This window comes from Comamonas sp. A23 (assembly GCF_004522605.1).
GTDB lineage: Bacteria > Pseudomonadota > Gammaproteobacteria > Burkholderiales > Burkholderiaceae_C > Comamonas > Comamonas thiooxydans.
The window spans coordinates 16837-32952 of sequence record NZ_RSDT01000001.1 but is presented as its reverse complement, the minus strand read 5'-3'; the positions used below and the strand labels follow the sequence as shown (position 1 = coordinate 32952).

General features: G+C 62.6%; 15 protein-coding genes, 1 tRNA gene and 2 pseudogenes. 6 read left to right on the top strand and 12 right to left on the bottom strand.

Annotation, left to right across the window (positions count from 1 at the left end):
• Window positions 1-12: 12 nt before the first annotated feature.
• From EIC84_RS00170 to EIC84_RS00160, 3 genes and pseudogenes are all read left to right on the top strand, one after another.
• The gene (locus EIC84_RS00170; protein WP_003061525.1) at window positions 13-1092 is read left to right on the top strand and encodes a hypothetical protein; all 1080 of its coding nucleotides are present in this window, start codon (window positions 13-15) and stop codon (window positions 1090-1092) included.
• Between the two features lie 101 nt (window positions 1093-1193).
• A pseudogene (locus tag EIC84_RS26585) lies at window positions 1194-1325 on the top strand (helix-turn-helix domain-containing protein); the annotation flags it as partial.
• Between the two features lie 14 nt (window positions 1326-1339).
• Window positions 1340-2353 (top strand): tyrosine-type recombinase/integrase, encoded by a 1014-nt coding sequence (locus tag EIC84_RS00160; protein WP_003061523.1) that lies wholly within the window; start codon window positions 1340-1342, stop codon window positions 2351-2353.
• Between the two features lie 70 nt (window positions 2354-2423).
• On the opposite strand, the gene EIC84_RS00155 is transcribed toward EIC84_RS00160, so the two are convergent.
• The 5 genes from EIC84_RS00155 to tolB form a co-directional block, all read right to left on the bottom strand.
• A tRNA-Lys gene (locus EIC84_RS00155) sits at window positions 2424-2499 on the bottom strand.
• Window positions 2500-2595: 96 nt separating this feature from the next.
• Complete coding sequence (locus tag EIC84_RS00150) at window positions 2596-3420, bottom strand: ThiF family adenylyltransferase (protein WP_003061521.1); 825 nt, start codon at window positions 3418-3420, stop codon at window positions 2596-2598.
• Window positions 3420-4181: a tol-pal system protein YbgF gene (gene ybgF, locus EIC84_RS00145; protein ID WP_003061519.1), complete on the bottom strand. Its 762-nt coding sequence runs from the start codon at window positions 4179-4181 to the stop codon at window positions 3420-3422. The genes EIC84_RS00150 and ybgF overlap by 1 nt, the downstream gene beginning before the upstream one ends.
• Complete coding sequence (gene pal / locus EIC84_RS00140; protein WP_003061517.1) at window positions 4181-4708, bottom strand: peptidoglycan-associated lipoprotein Pal; 528 nt, start codon at window positions 4706-4708, stop codon at window positions 4181-4183. The genes ybgF and pal overlap by 1 nt, the downstream gene beginning before the upstream one ends.
• A 67-nt stretch (window positions 4709-4775) precedes the next feature.
• Window positions 4776-6095, bottom strand: a complete 1320-nt coding sequence (gene tolB, locus EIC84_RS00135; protein ID WP_034361226.1) for a Tol-Pal system beta propeller repeat protein TolB — start codon at window positions 6093-6095, stop codon at window positions 4776-4778.
• A gap of 300 nt (window positions 6096-6395) precedes the next feature.
• Between tolB and msbA the strand changes: the two genes are divergently transcribed.
• Window positions 6396-8264, top strand: coding sequence for a lipid A export permease/ATP-binding protein MsbA (gene msbA / locus EIC84_RS00130; RefSeq protein ID WP_003061514.1), 1869 nt, complete (start codon window positions 6396-6398; stop codon window positions 8262-8264).
• 111 nt (window positions 8265-8375) lie between these two features.
• On the opposite strand, the gene EIC84_RS00125 is transcribed toward msbA, so the two are convergent.
• From EIC84_RS00125 to mltG, 6 genes are all read right to left on the bottom strand, one after another.
• On the bottom strand, window positions 8376-9104 hold the full coding sequence (locus tag EIC84_RS00125; RefSeq protein ID WP_003061512.1) for an ankyrin repeat domain-containing protein: 729 nt from the start codon (window positions 9102-9104) through the stop codon (window positions 8376-8378).
• A complete protein-coding gene (locus EIC84_RS00120) occupies window positions 9101-9931 on the bottom strand; it encodes a TatD family hydrolase (RefSeq protein ID WP_003061510.1) in 831 nt (276 codons plus the stop codon). Before EIC84_RS00120 ends, EIC84_RS00125 begins: the two co-directional genes overlap by 4 nt.
• 113 nt (window positions 9932-10044) lie before the next feature.
• Complete coding sequence (locus tag EIC84_RS00115; RefSeq protein ID WP_012837773.1) at window positions 10045-10368, bottom strand: PilZ domain-containing protein; 324 nt, start codon at window positions 10366-10368, stop codon at window positions 10045-10047.
• 123 nt (window positions 10369-10491) lie between these two features.
• On the bottom strand, window positions 10492-11517 hold the full coding sequence (locus EIC84_RS00110; protein WP_003061507.1) for a DNA polymerase III subunit delta': 1026 nt from the start codon (window positions 11515-11517) through the stop codon (window positions 10492-10494).
• Window positions 11514-12203, bottom strand: a complete 690-nt coding sequence (gene tmk, locus EIC84_RS00105) for a dTMP kinase (protein WP_003061505.1) — start codon at window positions 12201-12203, stop codon at window positions 11514-11516. The genes EIC84_RS00110 and tmk overlap by 4 nt, the downstream gene beginning before the upstream one ends.
• An 89-nt stretch (window positions 12204-12292) precedes the next feature.
• Complete coding sequence (gene mltG, locus EIC84_RS00100; protein WP_012837770.1) at window positions 12293-13285, bottom strand: endolytic transglycosylase MltG; 993 nt, start codon at window positions 13283-13285, stop codon at window positions 12293-12295.
• A gap of 44 nt (window positions 13286-13329) precedes the next feature.
• Here mltG and EIC84_RS00095 point away from each other — a divergent pair, with 44 nt between their 5' ends.
• Together EIC84_RS00095 and EIC84_RS00085 are read left to right on the top strand one after the other, a co-directional pair.
• On the top strand, window positions 13330-14286 hold the full coding sequence (locus tag EIC84_RS00095; protein WP_003061501.1) for a folate-binding protein YgfZ: 957 nt from the start codon (window positions 13330-13332) through the stop codon (window positions 14284-14286).
• Between the two features lie 211 nt (window positions 14287-14497).
• Window positions 14498-14946: pseudogene (locus EIC84_RS00085) on the top strand (heme-binding protein); the annotation flags it as partial.
• 312 nt (window positions 14947-15258) lie between these two features.
• Here the strand turns inward: EIC84_RS00085 and EIC84_RS00080 are convergent.
• Entirely contained in the window at window positions 15259-16116 is an 858-nt protein-coding gene (locus tag EIC84_RS00080; RefSeq protein ID WP_003061498.1) for a GNAT family N-acetyltransferase, read from the bottom strand.

Genomic DNA, 16116 nt, shown 5'->3' with positions numbered 1-16116 from the left:
GGAGCCACCTATATGCAGGACAAGATCACGATCGCAGATGCACCTGAGTGCCTGAACACCAATGACAAGGCTATGTGGGTGCTGGGCTATGAAGCGGCACTTGCAGCGCGCAGCACCTGCCTGCACCAGATTCAGGAGCCGGCCCCTGCCCAGGCAGCGCCCGCAGTCGCGGAAAAGCCTGATGAGGCACAAATCAAGGCACTGATGCGCAAGCATCGCATCTGGATCGAGCACTCCACGCTGTTCGAAGATGACGAGCCACCGCGTGAGCTTCGTGCAGTCCAAGCCGAGCAGCATCAGTTTGAGTCCTTCGTTCGTGAACTGATCGCGCTTGCAGCCACCCCGGCAGCAGATGCGCCTGCGAACGTATGGCAGCAAGTGATAGACGAAGAGCTGGTGTCTGCTCACCTCGGAGTAGCAAATAACAATGCAATGCGAGACGAGGCAAAGTGGGCGACCCATGAACTGATCTGTTGGCATATCGACGTGGCAACCAACCCCGCAGTAAATGGCGGGAAGATTCTGGCGCCAGTCGAGCTGCTGAACCGCGTACTTGATAGCGAGGCTGTTGAAGCCATGTCCGATGCGTCAGACGAGCTGCGCGCCCTGCTGGCTACTGCTACCGAACTTCCCGCGCAGGCGGATACGCCCGATAGCTTCCGCGAGTGGTTTGCAAAGAACTATCCGGCCGACACCATCATTGTTGACCCGGACTGGCATGCGAAAAGCATTTTCCGCATGGCGCAGGCCCATGCCCGGCTCGCAGCACCCCAGGCGCAGGCAGACGCGCGGGATGCGGATGTCATGTACTACCTGCAGGATGCTCGCTGGAGCGCAATGGTCGGAAACTGCCCGAGCTTCTGGCGCTCAGGTGGGGGCTACACGACGAGCTTGGACGATGCAGAGCGCTTCACCTTGGAAGCCGCAATGAAGCAGCACAAGTGCCGCGAAACCGATCTGCCTTGGCTCTGCTCGGAGTTGGATAAGTTGCGCCGCCCAACAGTGGATTGCCAATACATGCCGCGCAGCTGGGACGCTCAGCGCGCCGCTATCGCCGCCCAGTCCGCAGCCAAGGAAGGATCGCAAGGATGAGCAAGCGAGCCCGCGACCGAGGCGACAAGCGCGACAGATGGCGCGAACCTATCAACCACCCCGAGCCCCGCTAATGCGGGGTTTTGCTTTTGGAGACCTAGATGCTTGATGCAAAAGCCGTTGCCGGGATGCTCGGACTTAGCGAGCGAACCGTCTATGAACTCGCAAAATCCGGGCGCCTGCACTGCTACCGATTCGGTAGCGCTGTGCGCTTTGAAGAATCTGACATAGAGGAATACAAAAAATCATGCCGATCCGTTTCGACTCCCGCAACCAGCGTTGGCGCTTTGAGTTCGACCAGGTTATTGCGGGCCAGCGGCAGCGGGCTAGCCGCCTTCTTCCAAAAGGCTACACCAAAGCCGAGGCCCAAAAGTTCGACCTCGAAGAGACCAAGCGACTCCACTCGATTGCGACTGGTGTCAGCAAGCCCGAGCCACTGATTGAAGATGCGGTGCTGCTCTATTTGAAGTACCACGCACCAGCGCTCAAGAGCTATGAGAACATCGTGCGCGAGCTCAAGGCCTGCTACAGCGCCTACGCCGGTAAGCCATTCTCGGCGCTTCCGGCTATCGCCATCAGCTACCGGCCTGTAGGTGACGACAAGAAGCTGATGTCTGCGGCGACGGTGCGCAACCGGCTCTCCTACCTTCGGGCGGCTTGCCGCTATGCATGGAAGCACCATGGACTAGGAGACCGAAACCCAGCCGAACGCATCAGCATGCCGAAGGTGCGCAACGAGCGTCATGTCTACCTGGGCCGAGCCGAGTTCCTCAAGATCTGCTCGAAGATCAAGCCCGGCAAGGAGAGGGCCGCAATCCGCATTGCGTTCTACAGTGGAATGCGGGCGGCCGAGGTGGGCCTGGCCAAAGTCGCCTACGGGGGAGATGTGTTTGAGTTGAGCAGCCAGCACACCAAGAACGGACAGCCCCGCGCTGTGCCAATTCACCCCCGAGTCGCCCACATCGTGCGCAACCCGGACCTATGGCCGGTGAAGCCTACCAAGTGGACGGTCAGCAAGGCATTCAAGGCTGGCGCTCGTGCGGCTGGGTTCGGTCATGCCAGACTGCACGACTTGCGGCACAGCACGGCGAGCGAGATGATCAACGCCGGGGTTGATCTCTACACGGTTGGTGGGGTATTGGGGCACAAGTCGGCGGTTAGCACCAAGCGCTACAGCCACCTTGCGACCCAGACTCTTCAGACCGCTGTTGCGTTGGTTGGCAAAAAAATCCGCACACCAGCCAAAAGAAAGGCAGCTTGAATTTTATTCTTGCTGCTTAATTGATAGCAAAATAAAAAGGCCCCGTATTGCTACGGGGCCTTGTTATCTTTGGTGGGTCCTGCGAGATTCGAACTCGCGACCAACGGATTAAAAGTCCGCTGCTCTACCGACTGAGCTAAAGACCCTGCCACACATCAAAAGCAGTAGTTGCCTAATCAGTGGAATGACGTTATTGTAATCTATTTTTTCCGGCTCTTTGCCTAATTCTTGAATTAGTTGGATTAGCTTGGTTTGCGAGCCAATTGATCAAGTACCCAGCCTGCTGCGCACTGACCAAAGGTAGCTGTCACAGCTACGACCGAGCCATAACCGTGGCAGTTGAGACTGCCATCACCGCCCTCGATTGAGCAAGATGCATCCGGTGGTGCGACGGCCTCGCGGCTGAACACACAAGTCACCCCCATGCGCTTGCCATCCTTGGGAGCGCCATGCTGCTTGCGCAGCCGGTAGCGCAGCTGCGACAGAAGCGGATCATGGGTTGTCGCACTCAGGTCTGCAATGTCCACCAAGTGGGCCATGCGCTTGCCACCTGCAGCACCGACGGAGATAAAGCACTGCCTGGTTTTGCGCGCATGTACCGCCATTTCGGCCTTGGCCTTGATCTGGTCGCAAGCATCTATCACCGCATCGGCATCTGCCGGCAAGAGTTGCTGCCAGTTGTCTGGGTCGACAAATTCATCGATGCAATTGACCACGCAGGCCGGATTGATCTCGGCGATACGATCACGCATGGCATCGATCTTGGCCTGACCGACAGTGCTGGTCAGCGCGTGGATCTGGCGATTGATATTGGACTCGGCCACATGGTCCATATCGATCAGAGTCAAGCGGCTCACGCCGCTGCGCGCCAGAGCCTCGGCCGTCCATGAACCGACTCCGCCCACACCGACCACCACTACATGGGCCGCACGAATCCGGGCTGCCCCCTGCACGCCGTAGAGGCGCTCCAAACCGCCAAAGCGGCGCTGCACATCTGCTTCTTCCATAGAAAAAACAGCGCCGGATTGGGGCGCTGTTTCCGCTTGAGGCTGAGAATATTCAGCCATTATTTGAGTGTCGCCAGCTTGGACTTGGCAATCCCTGCGGCTTCCGAGTTCGGATAGGCCTGCAGCAGCTCTTCCAGGGTCTTGCGAGCTGCCTTGGTGTCCTTGAGTTCCACCAGACAGTTGGCGATGGACAGGGCCGCTTCCGGTGCACGAGCATGCATGGGTGCATTGGTCATGACCGAGCGGAAATTGGCGATGGCATTCTTGTAGTCGCGCGTGGCGTACTGCGAGTTGCCCAGCCAGAAGCGCACCGACGGTGTATAGCCGCTCTTGGGCCATTGGCGCAGGAAAGCGGCGAAGGCCTGACCGGCCTCGGGGAACTTGCCCGAACGGAACATGCCCAGAGCCTGCTCGAATTCCTGCTGCTCATTGCGATCGGCGGTGAACTCCACGCCGTCCACAGTCACGCTGACGGGTTCGAACTGGCGCAGCCGCTCGTCAAAGCCCTTGGCCAGATCTTTCTGGCCACGCTGCAACTCTGCGGCATCGCGTGTCAGCTGCTCGTTCTGACCCCGCAGCTTGGCCTGGTCCGACTTGAGCGACTCGATCTGCGACTGCAGATCCAGCAGGCTGCGGCGGGTTTGCTCCTGCGATTGCTGCAGGCTGTCAACGCGCTGGCGCAGTTCGATGATGGCGCGGCGCGCCTCGTCATCACCAAACAGGGCTGCATGGGCGCTGATGGCAGAGCCGGCCAGCAGGCCGGCCACCACCAAGCGAGGCAGCGTTGCGTGACGGAGAGTCAACAAGGCCTGCTTCATCATTAACGGTAGTTGATTTCAACGCGACGGTTTTGAGCGTAGGCGTCTTCGCTATGACCTTCAGCAGCGGGCTTTTCCTTGCCGTAGCTCACTGCTTCAACCTGAGCGTCGTTCACGCCCAGCAGGCCCAGAGAACGGCGCACGGCTTCAGCGCGCTTTTGACCCAGGGCCAGGTTGTATTCACGGCCGCCGCGCTCGTCGGTATGGCCTTCCAGTTGCACCTTGGCAGCGGGGTTGGCCTTGATGAACTTGGCATGGGCTTCGATCTGGGGCTGTGCATCAGCCTTGACAGAGTAGCTGTCAAAGTCGAAGTAGACGATGCGGCTGACGCCCTGAGGGCCTGCCTTGGAAGCGGCGGAACCTGTCAGGTCCACGCCCGACACGCCACTCTGGCCCTGGCCACTGGTGCCAGCACCCTGGCTGGACAGCGAACCGTCAACGGGCTTGTCGTCCAGCTTGACGCCAGAACTGCAACCTGCGACCAGCGCGGTCACAGCCAAAGCCAGGGAAAGACGTTTGATAGTCAACATGAGATTTCTCCGAACAGTCCACAACGGACTTCATCACTAGAAAGAAAGAGGGAAAGCAAACTTCAGATCAGTGTTTTTGGAACGGGCCCCAGTCGGGCTCACGTATGTCTCCACTTGCACCGGCCAGACGCGCCTTGATCTTGCCGTCCAGCGTGGTGGTCATGAGTGCTTCACGGCCGCCCTGAATGGTGGCGTAAACAATCAGACGGCTATTGGGCGCAAAACTCGGGCTTTCGTCCGCCGTGGTGTCCGTGACCGAGTTCACTGTGCCTGTCGCCAGATCCATGACCTGGAGCTTGAAACCACCACCTACGCGGGAGATATAGGCCAGCCATTTGCCGTCGGGGCTGATGGCGGGCGAGATGTTGTAGTTGCCGGTGAAGGTCACTCGCTCGGCGCTGCCGCCCGAGGACGAGACCTTGTAGACCTGAGGTGCACCGCCACGATCGCTGACAAAGTAAATGGTGCGACCGTCACTGGAGAAGCAGGGCTCGGTATCGATGCCGCTGCTTTGCATGAGACGACGGGGCTCACCGCCCTGGGCGCTGAGCAGATACAGCTGCGAGCCGCCGTCGCGGCTCAGCGTCACGGCCAGACGGCTGCCGTCTGGCGACCAGGCGGGAGCGCTGTTGGAGCCGCGGAAGTTGGCCAGCAGACGACGATGGCCGCTGGCTACATCGTGCACATAGACCACGGGCTTGCGTGACTCGAAGGACACATAGGCCAGTTGCGTGCCGTTGGGCGCCCAGGCAGGGGAAATGATGGGCTCGGGACTGGATAGCGCGGACTGGGCATTCTCGCCGTCCGCATCGGCAATCCACAGGCGGTAGTGGGCACCGGCCTTGGTCACATAGGCAATGCGGGTGGAGAAAATGCCTTTCTCGCCCGTGAGCTTTTCATAGATGTAGTCGGCAATGCGGTGGGCCACGAGGCGCAGATCGCCGGTGGTGACTGCGAAGCCCTGACCACCCAGATCCTGGCCTTTGACCACATCCCAAAGGCGGAAGCGCACATCCCAGCGGCCATCCGCCAGACGCGTGATGCTGCCGGTCGCCAGCGAATCGGCACCCTTCTGACGCCACTGGGCCACATCGGGGCGTGAGGTCTCGTCAAGCGCCAGGCCTGAGGCATCCACGCCGCGGAACTGTCCGCTGCGCTCCAGGTCGGCCTGGATGATGGCGGAAATCTTCTGTGGGGCCGAGCCCTCTCCCTTGAACTGGGCAATTGCGATCGGCAACTGTGTCAGGCCCACGCCTGTTACCTCAACCCTGAACTGGGCCAGTGCCGGAAGGGCCGGCGTGGCGGCTAACGTTGCCAGCATGGCTCTGCGGGAAGCGCGCGGCCCTGCCGCCCAGGTTGTCAGGGATGGAAGTCGGTCAATAGTCATTGGCAGCCATCAAAATTTCCGGAATTGCCCGGTACAAACACAAGCGCGAATGTTACACACACTGACGGATTCCTGATGTAAGAACGTGCTCAGTAGGGTGATCAAACGCAAGTGCCACAAAACTTTCAGATCGGGAGCATGCCAGAGTCTGCATGAGTGCAGGGACAAGCCCCAGGCCAATTCTGCCGCAGGCTTGCGCTTTATATTCAAACAGGCATAGTTCGTTACAACTTCATCCAGAATTTCATCTATTGAGATCCGTGCGGACTCCAAAAGCACAAGCCCTAAAATCACGCGCTTATGCAAGCCACACCGTCCCCATCGCCGAGCGAGACCGCCAAGGCCGTCCCTGCCCCAGCTCCCGCTCAAGCGGCCCCCGTCAATCCATCCGAGCTGCCGCTGATGCAGCGCCTCAAGCGCCTGACGCCTTATTTCTCGGGCCAGCGCTGGGCCTGGGGTCTGGCCATACTGGCCACGCTGGTGGGGGCAGCCACCGAGCCCGCCATGCCGGCACTGCTCAAGCCCTTGCTCGACAGCGGTTTTACGGCTGGCTCGCTTGCGCTGTGGACGGTGCCGGTGTTTCTGATCGGCCTGTTCGTCATTCGCGGCCTGGCCCAGTTCACGGGACAGTACGCCCTGGCACGCATCACCAATGACGGCATGCTGGGTCTGCGCCAGAAGCTGTTCGAGCGCCTGCTGGCCGCCGACATGAGCCTGTTTTCCAGGCAATCGGCATCGGCGCTGTCCAACACCATCGTCTACGAGGTGCAGACCGGTGCCCAGCAGCTGGTGCAGGCCATGATGAGCATCTCTCGCGACGGCTTCACGCTGATCGCCCTACTCGGCTACCTGATCTATCTGAACTGGCAGCTCACGCTGATCGTGGCCTTCATGGTGCCGGGCGTGGCCTGGGTCATGAAGACGCTGTCGCGCCGTCTGTACCGCATCACCAAGTCCAGCCAGACGGCCACCGACGAACTGGCCTATGTGGTGGAGGAGAACGTGCTGGCCCACCGCATGGTGCGCCTCCATGGCGCCCAGGCTTCGCAGCAGTCGCGCTTTGGCGAGCTGAGCCGTCAGCTGCGCGGCCTGAACACCAAGGCCACCATCGCCTCGGCCGCCATGACGCCGCTGACCCAGGTGCTGGCAGCGATTGCGCTGTCGGTGATTCTCTGCATCGCCCTGTGGCAAAGCCGCGAAGGCGGCGCCGCCATCGGCTCGGCCAGCGTGCAGGATGTGACCGTGGGTGGCTTTGCCGCATTCATCTCGGCCATGCTGATGCTGATTGCGCCCATTCGCCGCATGGCCGATGTGGCCAACCCCATCACGCGCGGCGTGGCCGCACTGGAGCGTGGTCTGGCCCTGCTCGAAGGCTCCACCGACGAGCAAGGCGGCAGTTTCAAGCCCTCCGCCAAGGTCAGCGGCGCACTGCAACTGAACGACGTGAGCGTGCAGTTCGGCCCGGACAAGGCTCCGGCCCTCTCGCACCTGAGCCTGAATGTCAAGGCCGGCGAAGTCGTGGCCCTGGTCGGTCCATCCGGTGCCGGCAAGACCACGCTGGTCAATCTGCTGCCCCGCTTTTTCTCGCCCACCAGCGGCCAGATCATGCTGGAGGGCGTGCCCGTGGCCGACTGGGACCTGAACACGCTGCGCCAGCAGTTCGCCATGGTCAGCCAGGACGTGGTCATGCTCAACGACAGCGTCGCGGCCAATGTGGCGCTGGGCAAGGAGATTGACGAGGCCCGCGTCTGGTCCGCGCTGGAAGCCGCCAATCTGGGCGACTTCGTGCGCAATCTGCCTCAGGGCCTGCACACCCTGGTGGGCCACAATGCCAGCCAGCTCTCGGGCGGCCAGCGCCAGCGCCTGGCCATTGCCCGCGCGCTTTACAAGGACGCGCCGATCCTGATTCTGGACGAAGCAACTTCGGCACTGGACAACGAGTCCGAGCGCCTGGTCCAGCAAGCCCTGAACCGGCTGATGCAGGGCCGCACCACGCTGGTGATCGCCCACCGCCTGTCCACCATTGAGCATGCGGACCGCGTGGTGGTCATGGAGCGCGGCCAGATTGCCGAGCAAGGCTCGCATGCACAGCTGATGGAGCTGGGCGGCCTCTATGCCCGCCTGCACAATCAGGTGCGCAGCTCGACCCCAGGCGAGCCTCAAATTTAAGAGCTTCTACCGCATATAAATAAAGGACTTCAGAGTCAAATGACCCTGAAGTCCTTTTTCATTGGGCACTAGCAGCTATCAAAATAGCTAGTCCGATTCTGAACCCGTCCGCTACCAGCTCCCGCGCGGGGGCTGGGTACGGCGCTCATGCTGCAGCGCCTTGCCCAGCAGATCGACCATGTACTGCCGGTCCACCAGCCTGGCGAAGTCCGCTGCCGTCATATTGCGCTGGTTGCGCAGCGTGATGTCCGCGCCCTCCTCCAGCAGCAGCCTGACCACGGCTTCGCTGCTGTACTGGGCGGCCAGCATCAGCGGCGTGCTGCCGTTCGGTGAAGCGGCATCGATATAGGCGCTTTCCTCCAGCAACAGCTTGACGATGTCCAGCGTCTGCGGCGTATCGGCAGAGGCCGCGTAATGCAGCGGCGCCCAGCCTTCGCGATTGACGTCGGCACCGAGCTTGATGAGCTCGCGCACGATGTCGAGATGGCCCTTGATGCAGGCCATCATCAGCGGCGTCTCATTCTGGCGCGAGGCCAGATTGACATCGATGCGCGGCGCCTTGAGCAGCACATCGAAGACCTTGAGCGAGTCCTGATGCAGGGCCGCCACCAGCCCCGGCCGCCCGCGCGAATCCAGGGTGTTGGCATTGAAGCCGCGAAAGATCAGATTCACCATGGCACTGGAGTTGTCGCTGACCAGCGCCCGCGAATAGTCCTCGTAGTCATTGGCTCGTGCCAGTCCTGGCAGGCCCGCCACCCCGACGACAGCAGCACCGGCCCAGCGCAGGCTCTGGCGGCGGCTCAATGACGATGCAATCGATGGGGCAGCAAAAAGACTCATGCACTGGCTCCAGAGTTCGCTGACAAGGTCACGCCCTTGAACAGGCGGTCAAAGTTGGCACTGGTGGCGGCGGCCACCTCCTCAATGGAAATGCCGCGCACCTCGGCAATCTGCTTGGCCACAAAGGGCACGTATGAAGGATTATTGGTCTTGCCGCGGTAGGGCACGGGCGCCAGATAAGGACTGTCGGTTTCTATCAACAGCCTGTCCAGCGGCACGAAGGCCGCCACGTCGCGCAGATGCTGGGCATTCTTGAAGGTCACGATGCCCGACAGGGAGATGTAGTAACCCATGTCCAGCCCGGCACGGGCCACTTCGGCCGTTTCGGTAAAACAGTGAAAGACACCGCCGGCCTGGGTGGCGGAATCGGCCTCCCCGCATTCGCGCAAAATGCCCAGGGTGTCGTCGGAGCTGCTGCGGGTGTGGATGACCAGCGGCTTTTGCGTGATCTGCGCAGCCCTGATATGCGTGCGGAAACGCTCGCGCTGCCATTCCAGATCGGCAATCGTGCGACCGCCCTTGCGGTCTTCCATGCCGTAGTAATCGAGACCGGTCTCGCCGATGGCCACCACGCGCGGCAGCGCTGCGCGCTCCACCAGGTCCTGCACGCTGGGCTCGGTCATGTCTTCGGTATCGGGGTGCACGCCCACGGTGGCCCAGAAATTGTCGTAGTCCAGCGCCAGCTGGTGCACTTCGGGAAACTCTTCCATCGTCGTGCTGATGCACAGCGCGCGCGTGACCTTGGCGGCAGCCATGGCTTCGCGGATCTGCGCGATATTGGCGCTCAGCTCGGGGAAATTCAGGTGGCAGTGGGAATCGGTAAACATAGAAATTGGACCTCCCCTGAGCGGCTGCGCCGCTTCCCCCAGGGGTCGACGCCATCGCTGCGAGACGGCTCTTGCTCGGCGTCTCTGATGTGGGAGCGCGCCAGTGTTAAAAATCAGATTGTCTGAGTGGGCTTCTCGGAGCTCAGGGCCGTGCCCAGAATCTGCTCGATCTTGGCTTTGAGCTCGGCGGACTTAGCATCCTTGGGAAACTGGATGCCCACGCCCTGGGTGCGATTGCCGGAAGCACGCTCGGGCGTCACCCAGGCCACACGACCCGCGACCGGGTAGCGCTGCGGATCGTCGGGCAGGGTCAGCAGCACATAGACATCATCGCCCAATCGGTAGTCACGCTGCGTGGGCACAAAAATCCCCCCTTCGGCGAACAACGGAATATAGGCGGCATACAGCGCCGCCTTCTCCTTGATCGCCAGCTGCATCACGCTGGGACGAGGGGTGGTAGTTGCGTTCATAGTGGATAGCAGAATTCTTGTGGCAGCCGGGCGGCTGTACTCGCGAGGTTAACACCCGGAAAAATTTTGACCAAACCCTTGCCTCATGACCTAGCGCACGGCTCTGGCGGCTTTGCCCGAGATCAGCACCGCCCGCGCCCTGGAAGCCAGGGCCTCCATCATCAACCCGGCATTGAAGGGGTGATCGGCCGTGCGCGCCGCCTGCACCAGCTCGCGCGACCATTCGGCCAGCAGCGCCATGGGCAGCGGCTTGCCCGGCAGATCGGCAGGTGAGAAATACCGGGGCTCGCCGCCGCCGGCCAGAGCCATCAGGTCGTGGCAGATTTTCTGCAGCGCCTGCACGGCATCCACGGGAGCAAAAGCCGCCAGCGCAGCCACATCTCCCTTGGCCAGCTGCCTTGGCAGTTGCGCCCAGGCGGCGGCCTTGCCCGAGTCCGCCGCCATGCGCAGCGCATCGCCGGGTCGGCCGCCAGCAGCCTGCAAGGCCGCTGCGGCATCCGGCTCGTTCAAACCTTGCGCCTGCAGCCACTGCACGGCCTCGGCCGCTGCCGGCCAGGTCATGGTGTGCGTCAGGCAGCGGCTGCGAATGGTGGGCAGCAGCTGGTGCGCGGCCTCGCTGGCCAGCACGAAGCGGGTGTCTCCGGGTGGCTCCTCCAGCGTCTTGAGCAAGGCGTTGGCGGTAATCGCATTCATTTGCTCGGCCGGGTAGACCAGCACGGCCTTGCCGCGTCCGCGCGCGCTGGTGCGCTGGCAGAACTCCACGGCATCGCGCATGGCTTCCACGCGGATTTCCTTGCTGGGCTTGCGCTTTTTGTCGTCGATGTCGGCCTGGGCTTTTTCCGGCAACGGCCAGCCCAGCTCCATCATCTGCACCTCGGGCATGAGCACGCACAGATCGGCATGGGCACGCACCTCGATGGCATGGCAGCTGGCGCAGTGGCCGCAAGCGCCTTGCGCAGACGGCTGCTCGCAAAGCCAGGCGCGCACCAGCGACAGTCCCAGAGCGTACTGACCCAGACCCGAAGGCCCTTGCAGCAGCCAGGCATGACCACGCTGGGCCAGCAGGCGGCCACGCTGCGCGGCGATCCAGGGCGCTTCAACGTCGCCGGCACTCATGGCTTGCTGCCCACCATGATGGCCAGCCAGCCCTTGCGCACCACGGCCTGGGTGATCTGCTGCCACACGGCGTGGCGGCTGGCATGGGCGTCGATGCGCACAAAGCGCCCAGGCGCAGTCCGGGCTCGCTCCGCATAGCCTTTGGCCACGCGGGCAAAGAACTCGCCGGGCTGGGCTTCGAAGCGGTCGGGAACACGGGCCGTGGCCAGGCGCTCGGCAGCCACTTCGGCAGGCAGGTCAAACCACAGCGTCATGTCGGGCTCGCGCATGAAGTCCGAGTCCGGACCGGCATGCAGCGCAGTACCGGTCTGAGCCATGCGCTCCAGAGCCGACAACTGCTCCCAGCTGAAGCCGCGGCCCGCGCCCTGGTAGGCGAAAGTGGCATCGGTGAAGCGGTCGCTGATGACCACCTCGCCACGCGCCAGCGCCGGCTCTATGACCTGCACCAGATGGTCGCGCCGGGCCGCAAACGCGATCAGCGCCTCGGTCAGCGGGTCCATGGCGTCATGCAGCATCAGGGCGCGCAGCTTTTCGGCCAGTGACGTGCCTCCGGGCTCGCGCGTGAGCGTGACCACCCGGCCCTGATCGCGAAAAGCCTGGGCCAGTGCCTCGATATGCGAGGACTTGCCCGCGCCATCGATGCCCTCAAAACTGATGAACAGACCCTTGGGTAAAGCTGTACTCACTGATATTTCCTCTAGTGCGGCGCATGGCGGCACCAGTTGTTTGATTCGACACAGGGCACAGGCCACGGCCTTGTACCCTCTAAGATTGCTCACTGACCGCGCTGGTAGCGGTTGACGGCTCTATTGTGCTCGTCCAGCGAGGCGCTGAAATGGCTGGTGCCATCGCCCTTGGCCACGAAGTACAGGGCCTTGGTCTGATCGGGCTGCACGGCCGCCATCAGCGCAGCCTTGCCGGGCATGGCGATCGGCGTGACGGGCAGACCCGCACGGGTATAGGTGTTCCAGGGCGTGTCCTCCAGCAGATCACGCTTGCGCAGATTGCCGTCAAAGCTGGCCCCCACGCCATAGATGACCGAAGGATCGGTCTGCAGACGCATGCCTATGCGCAGGCGGTTGGAGAAAACGCCGGCAATCTGCGCGCGGTCTGCGGCGCGGCCGGTTTCCTTTTCCACGATGCTGGCCAGGATCAGGGCCTCATCGGCGGATTTGAGCGGGGTATTGGCCGCCCGCATGGCCCAGGCATCGGCCAGACGGCGATCCATGGCATGCAGCGCACGGCGCAGCACGGCCATGTCCGAGCTGCCCTTGGCGTAGGTATAGGTATCGGGGAAGAAGCGGCCTTCGGGCGGCACGCCCGCGCGCTCCAGTGCCGTCATCACAGCCTCGTCGCTGAGCCCTGCGCTGTCCTGCTTGAGGAATTCCTCACGCGCCAGCGCCGCACGCACCTGGCGCCAGTTCCAGCCTTCGACAAGAGTCAGCGCACGCAGGCTTTCCTCGCCGCGCGCCAGCTTTTGCAGCAGCACATAGGGCGTGAGACCCGTGCTCAGTTCGTAGTTGCCGGCCTTGATGGCGCGGTCCTTGCCCGAGAGGCGAAACCACGCATAGAGCAGGCGCGCATCGGTTTGCACTCCGGCCTTGACCACGTTCTGCGCCACGCCACGCGGCGTGGTGCCGGGCTCTATCTCCAGCTCCAGACTGGGCTCGGACAACTGCAGCGGCTGGTTCAGCCACCACCAGGCGCCTCCCGCCGCCAGGGCAGCCAGAAGCAGCAAAAATATCAGTGCTCGAATAAGGGCACGCACAAGCTAGATCCATCAGTACACAGAGCGACGATCATAATTCAGCCATGACCCAGCCCAAGACGCTGCCCCTGAACGGCATTACCCCCATTTCCCACCTTGGTGTCATCCGCGCCGTTGGCGCCGACGCAGCCAGCTTTCTCCATGGCCAGTTGAGCAACGATTTCGCGCTGCTCAAGTTCGATCAGGCCCGCCTTGCGGCTTTTTGCACGGCCAAGGGCCGCATGCTGGCCAGCTTCATCGGCTTCAGGCGCAGCGCTGATGAAATCGTGCTGATCTGTGACCGCAGCCTGCTGGCCCCCACGCTCAAGCGCCTGTCCATGTTTGTGCTGCGCGCCCAGTGCAAGCTCAGCGATGCGACGGCTGACTTCGCCCTCTACGGCCTGGCCGGCCAGGCCGCCGAGCAGCTTGCCGGCAAGAATGCGGCCGCCTGGGCGCTCAAGCAGCAAGGCGATGCCCATGTGATCGCGCTCTACCCCGCTGCAGGCAACCAGCGTGCGCTGTGGGTAGGCCCTGCGGGTCAGGCCCCCGAAGGACAGTTGCTGAGCGAAGACCTCTGGCAATGGTCCGAAGTCCAGAGCGGCGTGGCCACGCTATCGGCTCCCGTGGTCGATGCCTTCGTGCCCCAGATGCTGAACTACGAATCCCTGGGCGGCGTCAACTTCAAGAAGGGCTGCTACCCCGGCCAGGAAGTGGTGGCTCGCAGCCAGTTCCGCGGCACGCTCAAGCGCCGCGCCTATCTGGTTCATGCCGAGCAGGCTCTGAGCGTCGGCCAGGAAGTCTTCAGCGCCGAAGACCTCGAGCAGGCAACAGGCACCGTGGTGCAGGCAGCAGCAGCTGTGCAAGGCGGCTGGGATGCCATCGTCTCGATGCAGATTGCCTCTTCCACCCGCGACGACCTGTTTGCCCATGCAGCGCTGGCCGAAGGCCAGAGCGCCGATGCGGGCAAGGGAATCGCACTGCAGACCCAGCCCCTGCCCTACGAGCTGCTGGCGAATATCTGAACGTCTCGGACCCGCACTGCCGCAGGCCTGGCAGTGCGGGCCCGGCCACCGCTAAACTTCACTTGCACCCGGGTCATTATCTTTTCCTCAAAAAGATAGCAGACCCCGAAAGCTGGCTCTGCGTTCGCATTGATTCCTCTCACTTGCTGGACGACAACGTCCTGCCGGATGGCAGTGGTCTGCGACGCCTCAACGGCCAGACTTTGCTGGAGCCCGCAGCGCAGCTCCAGCGACCGCCTCCACCCGCAACATTGCCAGCACCAGCGCCGTGCAGCTGGCCCGGCAGACCGTGGTGCCCTGCAGCGCCGACGGCTACAACGTCAGCGCCTCGGTGGTGGACCGCTTTGGCGTGCTGCTGGCCATGGTGCGTGCCGATGGTGCCGGCCCTCACACCGCTGAAGCCTCGCACGCCAAGACCTTCACCTCTGCTTCGTCGCGCAACCCCACCAGCGGCATCGCCAAAGCCATTCAGTCCAATCCCGATGCGGCCGGCATGGCGAATATCCCCGGCTTCCTGGTGCTGGGCGGCGGCGTGCCCCTGAAGATCGGCAATGAAACACTGGTGCCATTAGTGCCATTGGCGTGGCCGGTGCGCCTGGCGGCCATCTGGACGAAGCCTGCGCTCATAAGGCCATCACCGCGCTGAAGGATCAGCTGCAGCAATGCCGCCGGCACGCAGCGGAGAAAGGGCTGGGCTCGAGCCTGCGTGCGGCAAGGCCTGCGAAGCAGGCCGCCGCAGAGCGCTCTCGCCAGCGGGTGGCCCCCACCTTCAGCCGCCCGCTCACCTCTGTCCCGGACCTCGGCCGAACGGACTCAGAAGACCCCGTAGCGATAAGCCACATAGGCGGCTACCGCCACCCCGATCAGGCTGAGGACGGTCATGATTCTTGCCATGGGCGCTCCTTCGCATCAAGCATCAAATCGGGCTTAAACGCTTACATATAAAACGTTATAAGCTATCAAAAAGATGTATCAAAGCACTTTGCACATCGTGATGTGGGGAATGCCAGCCTCCTCATAAGGCTCGCCTACCGGCGTAAAGCCTGCGCGCAGATAGAAGGCTTCAGCATGGCGCTGCGCGTGCAGCACGATTTCCTTGTCACCGCGATCGCGCGCCGCATCCATCAGGCTCTCGAGCACCATGCGCCCCCAGCGGCCGCCGCGCACGCTGCGATCCACGGCCATGCGGCCGATACGCCCCACGCCCGGCGCATCGCTGACCAGCCGGCCCGTGGCCACGGGCTGGTTCAAGCCGTTGAACAAGACCACATGACGCGCCACAGGGTCGAGCTCGTCGATCTCGATCTCGCGCGGCACGCCCTGCTCGCGCACAAACACGGCCAGGCGCAGGCGCTCGGCATCGCGCCCCAGATCGTTCCAGCTGCCCGAGCGCAGCGTGACGACCTCCTGCCCTGCTTCATAGGCCGTGAGCAGATCCCGCATGGCCTGGGGCACGGGCCTGGGGGTCTGCGTCGCCGCGTCGGCAAACACATAGACCAGCTCCACGGTGTTGAGCAGCTCCATGCCCCGGAAGATGCCTGCCTCGAACTGCAGCGAGGTATTGCCTTGTTTGACACAGCGGATGCCGACATCCAGCACATCGCCCAAAGCGGCCGATCCGTGATAGACCGTGCTGGCCTTTTTCACAAACAGCTCGCCGCCCAGTGATGCAAAGCCTGCCTCGTAAGGAATGGCCAGCTGGCGCCAGTAGTTGGTGATGGCCACATCGGCATACATCAGATAGTGGGCATTGAAGACGATCTTCTGCGCGTCCACTTCGGCCCAGCGCACCTCGATACGCGTAAAGCTGCGAAAGTCCTGTCGATTCAT

Coding starts and splice junctions, on each gene's coding strand:
- EIC84_RS00170 (WP_003061525.1), top strand. CDS start 13: ATGCAGGACAAGATCACGATCGCAGATGCACCTGAGTGCCTGAACACC.
- EIC84_RS00160 (WP_003061523.1), top strand. CDS start 1,340: ATGCCGATCCGTTTCGACTCCCGCAACCAGCGTTGGCGCTTTGAGTTC.
- EIC84_RS00150 (WP_003061521.1), bottom strand. CDS start 3,420: ATGGCTGAATATTCTCAGCCTCAAGCGGAAACAGCGCCCCAATCCGGC.
- ybgF (WP_003061519.1), bottom strand. CDS start 4,181: ATGATGAAGCAGGCCTTGTTGACTCTCCGTCACGCAACGCTGCCTCGC.
- pal (WP_003061517.1), bottom strand. CDS start 4,708: ATGTTGACTATCAAACGTCTTTCCCTGGCTTTGGCTGTGACCGCGCTG.
- tolB (WP_034361226.1), bottom strand. CDS start 6,095: ATGACTATTGACCGACTTCCATCCCTGACAACCTGGGCGGCAGGGCCG.
- msbA (WP_003061514.1), top strand. CDS start 6,396: ATGCAAGCCACACCGTCCCCATCGCCGAGCGAGACCGCCAAGGCCGTC.
- EIC84_RS00125 (WP_003061512.1), bottom strand. CDS start 9,104: ATGAGTCTTTTTGCTGCCCCATCGATTGCATCGTCATTGAGCCGCCGC.
- EIC84_RS00120 (WP_003061510.1), bottom strand. CDS start 9,931: ATGTTTACCGATTCCCACTGCCACCTGAATTTCCCCGAGCTGAGCGCC.
- EIC84_RS00115 (WP_012837773.1), bottom strand. CDS start 10,368: ATGCAGCTGGCGATCAAGGAGAAGGCGGCGCTGTATGCCGCCTATATT.
- EIC84_RS00110 (WP_003061507.1), bottom strand. CDS start 11,517: ATGAGTGCCGGCGACGTTGAAGCGCCCTGGATCGCCGCGCAGCGTGGC.
- EIC84_RS00095 (WP_003061501.1), top strand. CDS start 13,330: ATGACCCAGCCCAAGACGCTGCCCCTGAACGGCATTACCCCCATTTCC.
- EIC84_RS00080 (WP_003061498.1), bottom strand. CDS start 16,116: ATGAATCGACAGGACTTTCGCAGCTTTACGCGTATCGAGGTGCGCTGG.